This window comes from Paenibacillus sp. J22P15 (assembly GCF_056269345.1).
The window spans coordinates 181,436-195,061 of the sequence record NZ_JBWDNT010000003.1; the positions used below are offsets into that span (position 1 = coordinate 181,436).

A 13,626-nucleotide genomic window follows, 5' to 3' on the forward strand; every position below is an offset into this window, starting at 1 on the left:
TATCAGACATATCTATAGAGACTGTTCTTAAAGTAGAGAAATTTACTTCAAGAACAGTCTTTTTTTTAATTATCTAGCATAGATTATGACCGCATAAAAGGTTTTCGACACTATTTTTGTATTATAATAGCATAGAGGAGCAGGAAGACGGCTCGGGATGTTGAAAGTAAATTAATTGATGAAGCAATTTGTTTAATCGAGGTGAGTAGAGGGGATGGAAATCGTCGAGGTTAATGAACAACTTAGGGAAAGCGAAGAGAGGTATCAGCATCTCGTTCATATGCTCCCTGATGGTCTTATCGTTTTTTTAGAAGGTAATATTGTATTCGCTAATCGTGCTTTACTGAGTATGTTCGGCGTTTCTAGATTAGATGATATCATTGGACATCCCATCAATAATTTCATACCTCCTGAGTATTTAGATAGATTTCCGGCCATGATTAACTATTTAATTCGAGAGGCGAATCCTTCTACGTTTACTTATTATGAGCTCCTTCACTTGGACCGGAAAATAATTGAAGTAGAAATGAGAGCAGTTGCAGTGAAATTTGATGGAAAGAATGCTGTTCAGCTCATCATTCATGACATATCCAATCGGAAGAGGATGGAAGCATCCTTGAATGAGAAGGATTATTTATATAAAAGTTTGATGGAAAGTGTAGTAGCAGGTGTATTCGTTGGGCTTAAAGATAAAATTGTATATGCCAATCCTTATTTGGCTGAGATGTACGGCTACACATTAGAAGAAATGTATACAATTTCAACTTATGATTTGGTATCAAAAGAAGATCTCGAAAATCAGAAAAGCTTGATTTTGCATGGTATGGCTCGTGGAATCAGTCAATTCCCGTTAAAGTGTAAAGGAACAAAAAAAGACGGAAGTATCATTTATTTGGAAGGTAACAGCTCAATTATTATGTTTAATGGGCAGCTGTCCTTCCTCGGAACAGTGCAGGACGTTACTTTTAAACGCGAAAAGGAAAATATGTTAAGGGATAATGCAAAGCTTTATCAGAAAATTATAAAGTTTGTACCTGAGCCTATTGTTATGAGCGATCAAGGCATTATCTTATATGTGAACAAACTAGCCATGCAGGTATTCGGTATCGAGTCAGATCAACAGGTCATTGGGAAAAGTATATTTGAATTTATTCATCCAAGCCACCATGCAGCGATATTGCAAAATATGGATATCGTTATGTCCATGGATGAACCAATGCCTTTTCAAGAGCGAGTTCTTGTTCGTCCAGATGGTCATCTTATGGATGTTGAACTTTCGAGTATCCGGATTAACAATTATTTAGGCAAGGACGTTATCCTCACTGTGTTACGCGATTTAACTGATCGCAAACGGTCCGAGGAGATTCTGATTCGCTCGGAGAAGCTGTCTGCAATTGGACAGCTTGCCGCAGGTGTCGCACATGAAATTCGTAATCCACTAACTGCTCTAAAGGGGTTTACGCAGCTTTTAAGCAGCAAATATCCGGAGCATCCGCACTATTTTACGATCATGGCCAATGAAATTGACCGTATTACACTTATCGTAAATGAGTTTATGACACTAGCTAAGCCGCATTTCTCGAACTATCGAAATGAGCATTTGGAGCCTATTATACGAAGTGTAGTATCTATTTTGGAGACACAAGCGATTTTGCTGAACGTGGAATTGAAGGTGTGCTTTGATCATACGAGCCCGCTGGTATTATGTAATGTAGATCAGCTTAAGCAGGTTTTCTTGAACATTATAAAAAATGCGCTTGAGGCAATGCCTGATGGCGGTGATGTTATTGTAACCGTTGCAAGTTTGGACGACGGCTGTGTACATATTCGAATTAAAGACGGCGGCCTTGGTATACCAGAGGAATTAATCAAAAAAATAGGGGAACCTTTTGTAACAACGAAAGAAAAAGGAACAGGTTTAGGAATTATGATCAGCACACGCATCATTGAAGCGCACAAAGGCACGCTTCAGATTAGCAGTGTGATAAACGAAGGAACTGTGGTTGAAATTGTATTGCCGATACAAGAACAGCAGGTTGCTTCGAATTTATGATGCCCCAAAGGCTTTATCGCCTGGAACAGCCGATAAACGTTTGCGTTTATGATGAAGAGTGAAGTAGATTACGGAAGTAAAGGCAATCATTATTGCGCAAAGTACATACATAGTGCTGTACCCGAAACTTGAAGCTAAAGAGCCAAGTGTATAAGAGCCAATGCCGTACCCTAGATCGAACAGCAAATAAAACGTTGCGGTAGCAAGTCCTCTGCGATGGACTGGAGCTGCTAATACTGCAATCGTCTGAAAGCAGGGCAGAAGTGCGCCGTAGCCAAGGCCTATGACAGCACCGGAGACGAGCAGCAGTACTGGCGAGCTTGCTTGGCTTAGCAATAACATGCCGATAGTAAATATAACGATACTTGGATAGACAATGACATGCTCGCCTACACGATCAAGTAATTTGCCGACAATCGGACGTGGCAATACGATCATAATACCGAAGCATACAAAGAAATAGCTGGCATACTGATCAATAGCCTGCTCGTGAGCATAAACCGACATAAATGTAACTAATCCACTGTAGGCAAACGCGACAACAAATCCGCTAATTGCAATGGGGACGGCTTTCCGTTCCACAAGATCTCGCCAATGCATCTTGGTCTTGGGCTTAAGGAGCGGTTGTTCATCTTTTGAGGATTCAGCTAATGATTTACTGGATTTTCGTTTGGATGAAGCTGCTAGTATAAATGAGATCAGGGCGCACGCAGCGCATAGAGCGAACATCGCAGTAAAGCCGCCATGCGTCGTAATCGTTAAGCCAATGAATGGACCTATGACCATAGCTAAGCTCATAAACAAGCTAAAGTAGCTGATTCCCTCACCTTTGCGATGCTCCGGAATAACTCCGATTGCAGTCGTGTTAGTGGAAGTGGTTGCGATGGCGAATGTGCCGCCGTGAAAAAAACGAACAAAGAGCAGCATCGCATAGCCTAAAACGCCAAAATATGCGATTGAACATAATAAGAACAGAAGCAACGAGATAATAACGATTTTTCGTTCGCCATAATTAGTCATTAACTGACCGGCGAAGGGACGAAGCAATACTGAGGCGATAATAAAGACGGTCATCGACAAGCCTGCCTGAGTATTAGACCCACCGAGTCCATTAGTGACATAAACGGACAGTGAGGTTGCTAACGTATAAAAAGAAACAAATAGAAAAAAGCTGCTTAAACATATTTTAATGAAGTCGGCGCTCCATAATTTATTGGCATTCATTACATGTTCCCCTCTCAGATGTTCGCCGTTCATTTTCTAGTCTTTGTGATTAGATTCGTGATTCAGTTCCGCATTTTTAATGATTTTGGCCATGAATTTCTTGAATGCTTGAATTTCATCTTCAGAAATGTCTGTTATCATTTGCTCGACAAAATTAGCTTCGATGGGTGCGAGCGCATTCGAGCAGGCTCTGCCATTATCGGTTAGAATGAGAAGCTGTGAGCGTCTGTCATTCGGATTCGCAACACGTCGTACAAGCCCTTTGCGCTCGAGCTGGTCGATCAATCGTGTAATGTTGGCTGGATCTTTGTCGGAGCGTTGTGACAGATCCTTGTGAGTAATGCCATCGTTCTCGTCAAGATACATAAGCAGAGACCATTGTTCTGGTGTAACGTCATGATCTTGAAATAGCTGCTGCAGCCGTTGGTTCAATCTGCGCCCGGTATTGCTAATGATATAACCTATGGATTGCTTGAATTCCAATCATTTCACCTGCTTCATCTCATTTAGTTGTTATGACAATAATACGCTTATCAACTATATAGGTCAACTGCTTCATTCCATGAAATAGGAATGAAGCTTATTAAAGTTGATTGCGATGGTTTTGATTCTGCTTGCGATATTGTTCAGGAGTGAGTTCAGTATGCAGCTTAAAGGCGCGGCTGAAGTGAGAGGGATGTTTAAACCCAACTTCGTAGCCTATATCGGTAATAGGGAGTGTACTATCGATGAGCTCAATTTTGGCCTGATAGATTCTGCGCTGCATAAGGAATTGAAAGATCGTAATGTCAGTAACCTCTTTGAACGTTTTGGCTAAATAATATTTGCTTAAGTGCAGCTCCGATTGAATAGCTTCAAGCGTAATCTCTTGCTGATAATGGCTGTCTACATAAGAAATAATCGATTGCACATGTCGCTCTTTGGAGGAAGGAAAGTTTGGTTTATCCCTAAGCGGCTTCTGACAAAGCTGATTGATCATTATAAGTAAATCGAGCATTAGAGCCTGAAAGCGTTGAAAGGAGAAGGAATCTTTCTTTATGTAAAGCTGCTCCAATTTATGAAGGGTTGCTTCGATTTCTGTTTTCTCGTCCCCTTTAAGCTGTAGTCTTATATTATGAAGCTTCTCGAAGGGCTCCAATAGGTCTGATGCAAAGGATGGTTGTATAAATTGCTTAAAATAATAAGGATCGAAATGAAGAATGGAGCGATGGTAAGCAACACTTGGATCTACATGTGCTCGGTGCAGTGTCATACCGTGCATAAGCAGCAAGTCGCCTGGTTCAAGGACATATATACGATCATTAATGAGATAGTTTACTTTACCGCCGCGAAAATAATAGATTTCATAATGAAAGTGACTATGATATGGGATGTGTACGTTATAATCGAAGCTGCTTCCCATTGTAAAAGGGAATTGGATTTCATGCTTAATGCTCATCATTTCACCTCCACTCCTAAATACCCTCATTATACACCAACCACAGTTAAATAAAAGCGTAAACAGGATAATGCGAATGAAGTTGAATCGTTTCTAAAATGCTACCATAAAGGCAGATGAAAACGACTTCATAGGCAGCTGTTATTATAATATTCTAAATAAAAAGGCGGTATTTGGATGGAAATTGTTCGCTTAGGAATTATCGGACTAGGAAACATGGGCAAGGGACATATAGGTTACTTGTTGAAAGGTGAAGTTAAGGGTGTTGAGGTAACTGCTGTCAGTGATTGTGTGCAAGCAAATCTTCAATGGGCCAAAGAAAAGCTCGGTGATAATGTCGGACTATTTGAAGATCCTTACGCAATGATGGATTCCGGTCTGGTTGATGGCGTACTTATCGCAACTCCACATTTCTCCCATCCAGAGCTCTCGATTGCTTGCTTTGAAAGAGGCTTGCATGTACTATGCGAGAAGCCGGCGGGTGTTTATACAAAGCAGGTTCGGGAGATGAATGAGGCAGGCAGCAAGGCGAATGTGAAATTCAGCATGATGTATAACCAACGGACAAATCCTTTATATGTGAAGCTGAAAGAATTGATAGATAATGGTGAGCTCGGTGAGGTGAAACGGACCAACTGGATTATTACCAATTGGTATCGTTCTCAAAGCTACTATGATTCAGGTACTTGGCGCGCAACTTGGGGTGGAGAAGGCGGCGGCGTACTGCTAAACCAAGACCCGCATCAGCTGGATTTGTGGCAATGGACGATCGGTATGATGCCTAAGCGTGTCCGTGCGTTCTGCTACTTTGGCAAGCATCGTGACATCGAGGTCGAGGATGATGTAACAGCGTTCGTCGAATATGAGAATGGTGCTACTGGGGTATTCGTGACGTCGACAGGCGAAGCGCCAGGAACGAATCGTCTTGAAGTGAGCGGTGATCGCGGTAAAATTGTTATCGAAAATAATCAATTAACCTTTTGGCGTCTAACGGTTCCTGAACCTGAATTCAACAAGCAATTTAAAGGCGGCTTCGGTCAGCCGGAATGCTGGAAGTGTGAAATTCCGATTAACGGCAGCAATCCTGATCATAAAGGAATTACGCAAAACTGGGTGAATGCTATTTTGTTTAATGAACCGTTGATTGCTCCAGGAGAGGAAGGCATCAAAGGGCTTATGCTCTCGAATGCGATGCTTCTATCTACATGGACGGATGGTTGGGTAGATTTGCCGATTGACGAGGAATTATTTTATGAGCATTTGCAAGAAAAAATCGCTAACTCATCCTTTCAGAAGGAGGATTAGGCGATGAGCAAAGCAGACGGCATGAAATATGCGCCAAAGGGAAAGCCGAATAAAGTAGTCGAAGACGGGCAATTCGTAATTGCGGCAGTTAGCCTCGATCATGGTCATATTTATGGAATGTGCAACGGACTGCTGGAAGCGGGAGCAACTTTAAAATGGGTATTCGATGCCGACCCCGCGAAAGTAGAAGCCTTTATCCGGCAATATCCACAGGTACAAGCTGCTGAATCCGAAGAGCAAGTACTCTCAGATGCTGAGGTGCAGCTTGTAGCAGGGGCGGCAATTACCTCGGAGCGCGGTCCGCTAGGCGTGCGGGTCATGCGGAGCGGCAAACATTATTTCACAGATAAAGCGCCGTTTACGACGCTGGAACAACTGGATGACGCACGTACTGCCTATGCAGAAACAGGAAAGAAATATGCTGTATATTACAGTGAACGCTTGCATGTGGAATGCGCTGTTTATGCGGGGCAATTGATTGAACAAGGTGCAATCGGACGTGTTGTTCAGGTCATTGGACTAGGTCCTCATCGCTTAAACGCAGCTTCTCGCCCGTCATGGTTCTTCGAGAAAGAAAAGTATGGCGGTATTATTTGTGATATCGGATCACACCAAATTGAACAATTTCTATATTTTACAGGCAATCAGAACGCTAGTGTCGTAAATAGCAAGGTTGCTAATTATGCGAATAAAGACTATCCAGAGCTTGAGGATTTTGGTGATATGACGCTTGTGGGAGAGAACGGGGCAACAGGTTACTTCCGTGTGGATTGGTTCACACCAAGCGGTCTTGGCACATGGGGCGACGGCAGGACGATTATTCTCGGAACAGATGGTTACATCGAGATGAGGAAGTATATCGATATTGCTAGAGAACAGGATGGCGATCAGCTTTATCTTGTAAACGCGGATGGCGAGCAGCATATTAAGCTTCGCGGTAAGGTTGGCTTCCCTTATTTTGGCCAGCTGATTCTCGATTGCTTGAATGGAACGGAACTTGCAATGACACAGGAGCATGCGTTTAAAGCAGCGGAGCTATCACTGCTGGCGCAGAAGCATGCGACGAAGGTGGAATAGAAGCTGTGAATGGAAATATGTAGTTGATTTTTGCGATTACTAAGTATAGAATAAGTTGAAATTAATAATTGAAAGGAGTGGGAATATGAGGATTTCGAATTCTTGTATTTCCACTTCATTTAGACACTAAAGCATTTAATGCTTTAGTGTTTTTTTTATAAACAGGGAGGTGCAGCTATTGACGAGGTACAAGAGGGTACTTATAAAGCTAAGCGGCGGGGCAGTTGCTGGAGGTACTGAATTTGGTTTTGAGCCGGAAAGATTGAATTACATTGCGAACGAAATTATATCGGTTGTAAATTTAGGAGTAGAAGTGTCACTCGTTATTGGCGGAGGCAATATATTCCGCGGCAATATGGCGGAAGGCTGGGGAATTGAAAGAGCAGAAGCAGACAACATAGGCACACTTGCAACCGTAATTAATAGCTTGATGCTACGCGGAGTTCTTAAGGCCAAAACAGACAAGGAAGTTCGTGTAATGACAGCAATTCCTATTAGTTCGGTTGCCGAGCCGTATATTAGACTGAGGGCAGTTCACCATTTGGAGAAGGGCTACATTGTAATCTTTGCTGGCGGTAACGGGCAGCCCTATGTGACTACAGATTATCCTTCGGTACAGCGGGCCATTGAGGTTAGTTGCGAGGCGCTGCTAGTTGCGAAACAAGGTGTAGACGGCATTTTTAGTGCGGACCCAAAGTACGACAAAAATGCGAGGAAGTTCAAATCGCTCCACTACAATGATGTTTTACAACATGATTTAAAGGTAATGGATCAGTCTGCATTCATTTTAGCGAGAGACTACAATTTGCCCATGCATGTGTTCAACTTCGACATGCCAGGCTCCATGAAAAAGATTTGTGAAGGTGAAAATAACGGAACGATCATTAGTGGCGAATCCGTGCTTGGTTGGATGGACTAGCGGCGTATTGCTAGGAAAGACCAAATCTGCTGTGATGCTGCGTGTGTTGTTGTGTTGAATTCGCGGGATGTGCCTCTTGTGAGGTGCGAGGTGCGAAGAGCTAAGTGCCTCATGCGACGTGCTAAGTCTAGTTATTAGACTTATTTTTGCAAGTCGAGTGTAAACAGAGGAAATAGGTCTAGCTTCTAGACCTATTTCCGTCGTTTTCGCATTTTTAAGGCAAATTCGTGGGATTCACGATATGTTAAGTCTAATTTCTAGATCTATTTTTTGAAGAGGGGTTTGTTTGGAGAATTTAGATCTAAATTCTAGATCTATTTTCTTTAAACGGAGCTTCGGATATCAAATAGATTGGACCACTGATGATAATTTTTGGAGGATAATAATGAACAAATTCAGGCTTAGAGCAGGAGCTTTGATTATCCAGGATGAGGCTATACTGCTAATCGAATTCAAAAATGATAACGATGATGGTGTCCATTACAATCTCCCTGCAGGCGGGGTGGAGGCTGGCGAAACATTGGTTGAGGCTGTCATAAGAGAGGCGAAAGAGGAGGCTTCGGTTGATATTGAGGTGGGTTCAGTAGCATTTGTATATGAATATCAGCCAGCAAAAAACGATAATCTATATGGCGACGTTCATTCCGTTGGTATTACATTTGAATGTAAACTGAAAGAGAACTCTGTTCCAAAACTTCCTAATTGTCCTGATCCCCATCAATCAGCTGTTAAATGGATTCCGATATCTGAATTAACCACCGTTCAAATTTATCCCGAAATAGCCAATGACATCATTCGTTTCTATAACAAAAGCAGCTATCGCAATTATGTAGAGGAACACGAAATTCAAGCGGAGAAACGATAATCATTGGTTGGAAAAAGAGACGTAACAATTGCAGGTGAATTCTTACGTCTTTTTATCACGCTAATTGGAAATTAGCAGCTCTTATCATTTACAGTTAAGTGTTTTGGAGATAACGTACTTATTTTTTAGGTTTTGGGAACTTTTAGGACGGAAAGGGGTCTTCTTAAAAAGAGAGGTGATGAGGTGGAGCTGGATTATATTAAGTACTTGGCAAAAGGAATTGAAATGGATGCCGTGCTAATTGATTTGATGAAAGCACATGGCAACGACGTGTGGAACTTCGCCTTCTTTTTAATTCGAAATTCCGATGCCGCTGATGACATCTCTCAGGAGGTTTTTTTGACGGTGTACGAGAAGCTCCATACTTTCCGAGGGGAAGCGAGCATTAAGAGCTGGCTGCTTACGATCACACGAAACAAAACGTTTAAATACCGCAGAAACGCCTTTTTCTCTAAAGTAATCCTTAGGGATTACGTAGTGAGAAAGGATATGTCACGATCAGCTGAAGCCGAAGTGTTTGATCGAATGGAAACCCAATATATTTGGAACACCGTTATGAAGCTTCCACTTAAGTATAGGGAAGTACTGCTGCTGGAGATCCATTATCAGCTAACCATTCAAGAGATGGCAAACATGCTGCAAGTAGCGGAAGGGACTATCAAATCGCGGCTGCATCGTGCACGCAAAAAAATATCGGGTTTGCTGGAAAGTGAGTCAAAGGGAGGGGATGCCATATGAACAAGCCAAAACAGTGGGAAGATGCACTTGTCAAATCCCCGTTTGTTGATCCTCGTTTCACCGAGCAATTGCGAGAACAAATTATTTATAAGGTTAATCACAAACAAAAGAAAAAGACATATACGGCTCGGCTCGCATCATTGAGTGCAATGGTAATCGCAATCGTAATCGTCTGTGTGTTATTCATGACCGATATAACCAGCTTGTTTACGACTCCTTCCAAAATAGATCACAAAATCGGAACCAATCCAACAAATGAAACCCGAACGGAATATTGGAGCAACGGGACCTTACTATTTCAAGTGTTTCCTGATCCGTATCTCCTTGCAGGTGTACAAAATGGATTCGTACTTCATTTCACGCAGCCTTTTGATACGTTTTCGGGGAAAGAGCTTAGCATTGAAGGGTTTCACTCACAATCGGGAAAACATTTGATGGTCACATCTCCAATAACGATTACAAAGCCAAGCTCAGGTTACGATTCTTTACAGCGTTTTACTACTCGTTTTGCCCTTCCATTTGGCGGGACATGGAAATTTGAGGTCAAGCTAAATGCAGAAGTTTACGGTGATTTTGTTTTAGAGGTGCCAGAGCCTGCTCCATGGACGAGTACATCTACTTTTAAAGTCCCTTATACGGGTCAGGATGGGTTGCCCCATAACTATGTTCTAGCTGGCGAGAAAGACAAGGCTGGATTCATTGTAGGTCCCATTAAAGATGATAAAGTCACGTTCATTGCTGGGAAAATGAATAAGTATATGTGGCATTTTTGGGGGAGCAAGGATGAGCTTTCGGGCAGCTTTGTCGTTACAGCCGTAAAAGAAGGCACGATACAAGAAATCGATGTTTTCTCTGCGCGTAGTTTAGGCGGTCCTTTGAATGGCGCTGACGCTTCTATTCCATCGATGATGGAACTGCCTGAAGCGGGTTTATGGCGATTAAACGCCTATATTAATAATAATCTGTTCAGTAGTATTTATGTCCATGCAGAATCAGCAAGCTAGTGTATCCTATCCAGATATTTACGAAAGATTTCTTAGTAATGTCAAGCCCATACGCTAGAGCAAAACAAACGATTCAATATTTAGCTGATCATAAGTGTCTGGAAATTGTAGAGTTTGAAGAGCTGATAGAGCGGCCAATAAAGGGTTTGGATTATACAGCTCCATGGGAAGCTGGAGCATGTGCAGCGAATGTGGTAGTAAGTGGAGTTCATATGTATCGTTAAAAAAACATCACCAAGGGCATTCATAAACGAATAGTTGAATAGAATATAAAAGCCGAAAGACAGACGCCGTATTTACAAAGTGTCTATCTTTCGGTTTTTTTTGAAAGTAATCACCTGTAATATAGTATTATGATGTGGTGATTTTCGGCATCTTGCTTTTCTAAAGGGGAAATTATAAATGAAAGTTGTAAACGCAGCAATGGAAGATATAAAAGGCTGGCTGGAGCTAGCTTCTGAAGTTGAATATCTCTTTGGTCCGATGGTGGATGATCCAAACTTTGTTCTGATATTAAAGAAAAATATCAATCAAGATCGAGCCTTCTGTGTAAGAGAAAATGATGGTCCACCAGGTTCACGCTTGCTTGGGGGAGTATTGTTTTCAACATCCAATGCACCAAGCTATAAAATTGGTTGGTTATCCGTCGCAAGTGAGGCAAGATATAAAGGAGTCGCATCGGCATTGCTGCAACATATCCTGACACTTGTCGAGGTTCCATCAGATCTGTTCGTTACTACATTTGGTGATGATATTCCAAATGGATTGCCTGCAAGACGATTCTATGAGAAATTTGGTTTTATTCCGTTGGAAGAGTTGCTTCCTGATGGTCCTGAAGGCGGTTCACGCCAAAAGTTCAGGTTGTGTATTACTGCTCTATGATTATAAATCGTTGTGCACTGTTTTTCCTGGATAAAACATCGCTCTCTCATTTTTTTCGTTTTCTTTGGCGGAGATGGAAGTGGATATTAGTTTAAACACCTGTGTTGAGCTTCCCATCGACGATTTGTACTTTTCCAAATGAGATTTCGACAAAGGTTGATTGTAATAGCCAGGTACATATTTATTCAGCATGCTTTGCATCGCTTCTGCAGCTTCATCCAAGTCATTAACGAACTGTATTTGTCCAAAAACCATAACACTCATATATGCTGTATCGGTGTGAGCAGGAACGGGGCTGGTTAGCGTTCCGAATTCTTCACTCACCGTGAAGCAGGCTTCGGGATTTTGCTGCATCATAGTCACCTTACGACCTTCAGCCGCACCATGAAAGTAAATAGAACCGTTCGACCATGTGAAATTTAACGGAACAACGTAAGGGAGCCCATCTGCGGAAAGGCCAAGGAATCCTGTTTTTGCGTGTAACAAAAAGGACTGAATTTTTTCTTGGTCGGTACACTCTAATTTCTGAAGCCTAACTGGAAACATATTCATGCACACCCTTTATTTTATGTGATAATGTAATAGTAAAGAAGATATGTCCCTGTGAAAAGGGACAGTTTCCAAGTATTTAATGGGGGCAGGCGCTGCATTTGATTGAGATAACACCTTTACTGGATAAGCAGGGGAGCATTCCTCTTTATTCGCAGTTATACATTTATATTAAAGAGCAAATAGAATCGGGTTCCATTTCTGAAGGGGCCAAGCTGCCATCCATTCGTGAGCTGTCACAGTATTTAAAGATTAGTAAAAATACAGTAGAAGCTGCTTATCAACAATTATTAGCGGAGGGTTATGTAGAGAGTAAAAGTCGAAATGGGTTAATGGTGCTGCCGCTAGAGGAAGTACATGATACGCGTGCTCCTGTTCCACTTCATTCAGTGAAAAGTGTTAGTGAACAACCGTATCGGTATGATTTTAACTATGGCGACATAGAATGGGAACGATTTCCGGTGAATATTTGGAAGAAGTGTTTGGTTGATTCCTTAAATAATGACCCCTATCAAATACTAGGGTATGGACATCCGCAAGGGGATGAAGAGCTCAGAACTGAAATTGCCAGCTATTTATTCCAATCTCGCGGAGTGTCGTGCAACCCAAATCAAATTGTTATTTGTTCAGGGACACAGCATTCCATAAACATGCTGCTGCAGCTTTTGTCTCTAGGAGGACAAAACATTGCAATGGAAGATCCCGGCTATAATGGTGTCAGAACTGTTTTTGAAAATCATGGCTGCCAAATCACACCGATTACGATTGACAATGACGGTTTGAATATAGAAGAACTGCAATCGACAAATGTAAATGCAGTTTACGTGACACCTTCTCACCAATTCCCATTAGGCATGGTGTTATCGATTCAGAAACGAATGAAGCTGCTGCAATGGGCGAGTCAAAATGACGCTATCATTATTGAAGATGATTATGATAGCGAGTTTCGATATATAGGACAGCCGATACCGTCCCTAAAAGCATTGGATTCAGGTGAGCGTGTTATTTATTTAGGCACCTTTTCAAAATCGTTTTTGCCAGCTGCCCGCTTAAGCTATATGGTTCTACCGACAACAATGATCGGGAAAATGGAGCAAATATTCTCTCTTTATAGTCAACCGGCTTCGCCAATCATTCAACGAGCAATGTTTCTTTTCATGAATAGGGGACATTTTGCCGGACATATTCGCAAAATGAGGAGGTTATACCATGCAAAGCATAATGCTCTTCTAAGCGCGATCATTCATTATATGGGGGATCGTGTGAATATCGTTGGGAGCAAATCAGGATTGCATATATTGCTCGATGTTAAGCAAAGAGAGAGAACAGAGTTGATTGAACTAGCAGCCAAAAGTGGAGTGAAAGTGTACTCTCCTAAGGTTCATTGGATGGATCAAGAGAAATGTCCTCCATCTTTCCTTTTACTTGGGTTCGGGGGAATGAGTGAGGAAGGAATTAAGGAAGGAATCCGTTTGCTGAGTCAAGCTTGGTTCGGCTTAGTGTAGGATGCTATGAACCAATTGCTTGTGATGTAATTGGGAAATATAGTAAATTTTATAATAGAGGAATGAA

Annotated in this window: 14 protein-coding genes; 10 read left to right on the forward strand and 4 right to left on the reverse strand. The window is 41.9% G+C overall.

Annotated elements, in window-relative coordinates:
* Positions 1-214 precede the first annotated feature (214 nt).
* Entirely contained in the window at positions 215-2,053 is a 1,839-nt protein-coding gene (locus AC0YN6_RS09155; protein ID WP_475746457.1) for a PAS domain-containing protein, read from the forward strand.
* Here the strand turns inward: AC0YN6_RS09155 and AC0YN6_RS09160 are convergent.
* The 3 genes from AC0YN6_RS09160 to AC0YN6_RS09170 all read right to left on the reverse strand — a co-directional run bounded on the left by AC0YN6_RS09160 (position 2,048) and on the right by AC0YN6_RS09170 (position 4,718).
* The gene (locus AC0YN6_RS09160) at positions 2,048-3,277 is read right to left on the reverse strand and encodes an MFS transporter (RefSeq protein ID WP_475746459.1); all 1,230 of its coding nucleotides are present in this window, start codon (positions 3,275-3,277) and stop codon (positions 2,048-2,050) included. The genes AC0YN6_RS09155 and AC0YN6_RS09160 overlap by 6 nt on opposite strands.
* Positions 3,278-3,313: 36 nt before the next feature.
* Complete coding sequence (locus AC0YN6_RS09165) at positions 3,314-3,760, reverse strand: MarR family winged helix-turn-helix transcriptional regulator (protein ID WP_475746460.1); 447 nt, start codon at positions 3,758-3,760, stop codon at positions 3,314-3,316.
* A 100-nt stretch (positions 3,761-3,860) separates the two neighbouring features.
* Positions 3,861-4,718 (reverse strand): helix-turn-helix transcriptional regulator, encoded by an 858-nt coding sequence (locus AC0YN6_RS09170; protein WP_475746461.1) that lies wholly within the window; start codon positions 4,716-4,718, stop codon positions 3,861-3,863.
* A gap of 174 nt (positions 4,719-4,892) precedes the next feature.
* Here AC0YN6_RS09170 and AC0YN6_RS09175 point away from each other — a divergent pair, with 174 nt between their 5' ends.
* From AC0YN6_RS09175 to AC0YN6_RS09210, 8 genes are all read left to right on the forward strand, one after another.
* Positions 4,893-6,020 (forward strand): Gfo/Idh/MocA family protein, encoded by a 1,128-nt coding sequence (locus tag AC0YN6_RS09175; protein WP_475746462.1) that lies wholly within the window; start codon positions 4,893-4,895, stop codon positions 6,018-6,020.
* 3 nt (positions 6,021-6,023) lie between these two features.
* Positions 6,024-7,097, forward strand: a complete 1,074-nt coding sequence (locus tag AC0YN6_RS09180) for a Gfo/Idh/MocA family protein (protein WP_475746464.1) — start codon at positions 6,024-6,026, stop codon at positions 7,095-7,097.
* A 178-nt stretch (positions 7,098-7,275) separates the two neighbouring features.
* Entirely contained in the window at positions 7,276-8,016 is a 741-nt protein-coding gene (gene pyrH / locus AC0YN6_RS09185; RefSeq protein ID WP_475746465.1) for a UMP kinase, read from the forward strand.
* 385 nt (positions 8,017-8,401) lie between these two features.
* On the forward strand, positions 8,402-8,881 hold the full coding sequence (locus AC0YN6_RS09190) for an NUDIX domain-containing protein (RefSeq protein ID WP_475746466.1): 480 nt from the start codon (positions 8,402-8,404) through the stop codon (positions 8,879-8,881).
* Between the two features lie 183 nt (positions 8,882-9,064).
* The gene (locus AC0YN6_RS09195; RefSeq protein ID WP_475746468.1) at positions 9,065-9,619 is read left to right on the forward strand and encodes an RNA polymerase sigma factor; all 555 of its coding nucleotides are present in this window, start codon (positions 9,065-9,067) and stop codon (positions 9,617-9,619) included.
* A complete protein-coding gene (locus AC0YN6_RS09200; protein WP_475746470.1) occupies positions 9,616-10,623 on the forward strand; it encodes a hypothetical protein in 1,008 nt (335 codons plus the stop codon). The genes AC0YN6_RS09195 and AC0YN6_RS09200 overlap by 4 nt, the downstream gene beginning before the upstream one ends.
* A 38-nt stretch (positions 10,624-10,661) precedes the next feature.
* On the forward strand, positions 10,662-10,847 hold the full coding sequence (locus tag AC0YN6_RS09205; RefSeq protein ID WP_475746471.1) for a hypothetical protein: 186 nt from the start codon (positions 10,662-10,664) through the stop codon (positions 10,845-10,847).
* A 178-nt stretch (positions 10,848-11,025) separates the two neighbouring features.
* Positions 11,026-11,505, forward strand: a complete 480-nt coding sequence (locus AC0YN6_RS09210; protein WP_475746472.1) for a GNAT family N-acetyltransferase — start codon at positions 11,026-11,028, stop codon at positions 11,503-11,505.
* Here the strand turns inward: AC0YN6_RS09210 and AC0YN6_RS09215 are convergent, their stop codons facing one another.
* On the reverse strand, positions 11,506-12,051 hold the full coding sequence (locus AC0YN6_RS09215; protein WP_475746473.1) for a pyridoxamine 5'-phosphate oxidase family protein: 546 nt from the start codon (positions 12,049-12,051) through the stop codon (positions 11,506-11,508). It abuts the gene before it with no gap.
* Positions 12,052-12,155: 104 nt separating this feature from the next.
* Here AC0YN6_RS09215 and pdxR point away from each other — a divergent pair, with 104 nt between their 5' ends.
* Entirely contained in the window at positions 12,156-13,559 is a 1,404-nt protein-coding gene (pdxR, locus tag AC0YN6_RS09220) for a MocR-like pyridoxine biosynthesis transcription factor PdxR (protein ID WP_475746474.1), read from the forward strand.
* Positions 13,560-13,626 lie beyond the last annotated feature (67 nt).